At 73.6% G+C, this 2993-nt stretch carries 2 protein-coding genes; both read left to right on the forward strand.

The genetic code is table 11. From position 1 onward, the window contains the following. Positions 1–231: 231 nt before the first annotated feature. Positions 232–2190 carry an MFS transporter gene (locus tag AC068A_RS37245; RefSeq protein WP_478590732.1) on the forward strand — a complete coding sequence of 653 codons (1959 nt, stop codon included), beginning with the start codon at positions 232–234 and terminating at the stop codon, positions 2188–2190. Between the two features lie 194 nt (positions 2191–2384). Next, positions 2385–2576, forward strand: a complete 192-nt coding sequence (locus AC068A_RS37250) for a hypothetical protein (RefSeq protein WP_478590733.1) — start codon at positions 2385–2387, stop codon at positions 2574–2576. Positions 2577–2993 lie beyond the last annotated feature (417 nt).

Consider the following 2993-nt stretch of genomic DNA (forward strand, 5'->3'; position numbering starts at 1 on the left):
TCTCGTTTTTCCCCCCCCCCCCCCCCCCCCCTCCCCCCCCCCCCCCCCCCCCACCCCCCCCCCCCCCCCCCCCCCCCCCCCCCCCCCCCCTCCCCCCCCGGTGCGCGTCTAGGACCCGGAACCGGAACCGCTAGGACCCGGAACCGGAACCGCAACGGGACGGAATGAACGAATGGACGGGACCGACCGGGACGCGTGTCCCGCCCGGAGGCCGGGGAGTGGGGCAGAGCAGTGACCACCGCTGAGCAGCAGGGCCGGGGCGGACCGGAGGCCGTCGGCGAGCCCGCGGACGGGCCGGTACGGGAGTCTGCGGACGCCGTGGCCGCCGGCGGCCCGGCCGAGGCCCTCGCCGGGGGTTCCGGGGGTCCCGGAGCCCCTTCCGTCGCTCCCGTCGCGCTCGTCGGGCCCGGTGGGCCGCTCGACTGGGCGCGGCGGCATCCGGTGGCCGTGGCGACCGTCCTCGCCGCCGTCCTGCACGTCGTCTGGTTCTACTGCTTCGCCAACAGCGGCGGCGACCTCGCCGCCCAGGACGCCTGGGCCGAGTTCGTGGGCCGCCATCCGGACTCGGCGTACAACCTCGCCTGGTACGGGGGCATGCACCCCGTCTCGTACAGCGTGATCTCGCCGTATGTGATGTACATGCTCGGCGTCCGGACCACGATGATGATCGCCGGCACGGTCTCGGCCGGGCTGCTCGCGCTGATCCTGACCCGCTGCCGCGGTGTCGTGCGCGAACCTCTGTGGCCGGCCCTGGCCGGGGTGCACGGGCTGTTCTGCAACGCGCTCTCCGGCCGGGTCACCTTCGGGCTCGGCGCGATGTTCGCGCTCGGTGCCGTCGCCGCCGTGTTCTGCTGGCCCCGCACATGGGCCCGGCGGCGCTGGGCCAAGGCCGCGGTGGCCACCCCGCTCGCCGGGCTCGCGACCGCCGCCAGCCCCGTCGCGGGCCTGTTCCTCGGGGTGGTCGCGGCCGCGCTGTTCCTGAGCCGGCGGCGGCCGGGGGCGTACGCCCTGGGGCTGGCCCCGGTGGCGGTGGTCGGGCTGTCGGCCTGGCTGTTCCCGTTCTCCGGGACGCAGCCGATGAAGCTGGGCTCGGCCGTGCCGCCGTTCCTCAGCGCGCTGGCGATCCTGCTCCTCGTACCGAAGCGGTGGAAGACGGTCCGGCTCGCCTCGGCGGTCTACCTGCTCGGGGTGTTCCTGACCTGGGCGATCGACTCGCAGGTCGGGTCGAACGTCACCCGGATGGTCATGCTGTTCGGCGGGGCCGTGCTGCTGGCGGCGCTGCCGTACTCGGCGCGGCGCTCGCGGCACCGGTATGCGGTGGCGGCCGCGTTCACGGGGGTCTCGCTGTGGATCACCACCAACAGCATCACCGACATCGTCCGCACCACCCCGGTGGCCGCCTGGAACCGGGAGCTGGCCCCGCTGGTCGACCAGCTGCGCAAGGCGGGCGCCGAGCGCGGCCGGGTCGAGGTGGTGCCGGCCAGCAGCCACCGTGAGTCCTCGGCCTTCCCGGCGTACGTGAACCTCGCGCGCGGCTGGAACCGGCAGGCCGACCTGGAGCGGAACCCGCTCTTCTACGACGACACCCTCACCGCCGAGAGCTATCGGGCCTGGCTGGAGCGCTGGGCCGTGCACTACGTGGTGCTGCCCGCCGACAAACCCGACTCGGGCGGCGAGGCGGAGGCGAAGCTGGTGCGCGAGGGGCTCCCATACCTCCAGCTGGTGTGGGGCGACCCGAACTGGCAGCTGTTCAAGGTCGACCGGCCGACGGACCTGGTGTCGGGGCCGGCCACGGTGGTCCGGGCCGGGGCGGACCAGCTGGTCGTCGACGTGAAGGCGCCCGGGCGGGTGCTGGTGCGGATCCCGCACTCGCCGTGGCTGGGGCTGGTGGACCCCGCGGGCAAGCCCGTGCCGCCGCCGCAGGAGACCGCCGCGTCGCGGGCGCGGGGCGGCGGGGGCGCGGGCGCGGGCACGCTGCCGAAGGAGTACGCGAACACCGCCGGATGCCTGTTCAAGGCGGCTCCGGACGGAGGCGCGGACGGGGACGTGTGGACGGAGCTGCTGGCCCCGGCACCGGGGGAGTACCGGGTGGCGGCGAAGTACCAGCTGCCGCGGGGGACGCCCTGCCCGGAGCAGCTCCTCCAGACGGTGCTCGGACCGGCGGCGCGGCCGGCCCCGGCGCGCCCCTGACCGGGGGCGGGCGGGAGCGCCGGCTGCCCCCCCCCGCCGCCGGGCGGGAGCGGAGGCTGCCGCCTGGCGCCGCCTGCCGTCGCCGGCTGTCGCCCGCTGTCGCTCGCCCGGGTGCGGCTCGTGGCATATGTGCATACGATCCCAATAATCTGTAATAGACCGATTGGACGCTTCCCGAGGGAGTTGACGACGGGATGAGAAACGAGCGCCAGAAGCGCATTCTCGAGACGCCGGAGCCTGGCCAGGCGCCGCGGTCGACGGGGCACGGGTTCGACGGACCGGTGCCGAACAAGGTGAAGGGCGGTCTGCACACGAAGGCCAGCCTCAAGCGGGCCGGCACTCCGCAGGGCGACCGCATCGGCGAACGCAGCAAAGGCCTGAGCTGACCCGTCGCGATCCGCTGCGACCAGCCCTTCCGGCCCCGGCCGGGAGGGCTTTCGTGTGTCCGGGATGCGGCCCGGGCCGGTCGCTCCAGATCCGCCCCGCCGTGCACATTCGGCAATCGCTCGTTGCCGACGGTGACCGTTCTTCTCGTGAGGGGCTGATGTGTGCGTGATGGCGCGAGGGGTGCGCGCGGCCGTCCCGTCGTCTGGCGGTTTGTCATGCGTTGGCCACAGCTTGCGTGTTGGGCGTTGCAGCTGCGATGCGGGTTGATAGAAACAGGCATACTTTCGAGTGAGCTGATGGCCTGAACTGTTCGAGTGCGTGCGGGGGAGTGTGAGCGGTGAAGTTCGACATGGGGACTTCGGTCCTGACGAACCTGATGTCGAAGTCGCGGACGTCGAGTACGGATCTGGGGACGC

This window comes from Streptomyces sp. NPDC043854 (assembly GCF_056436005.1).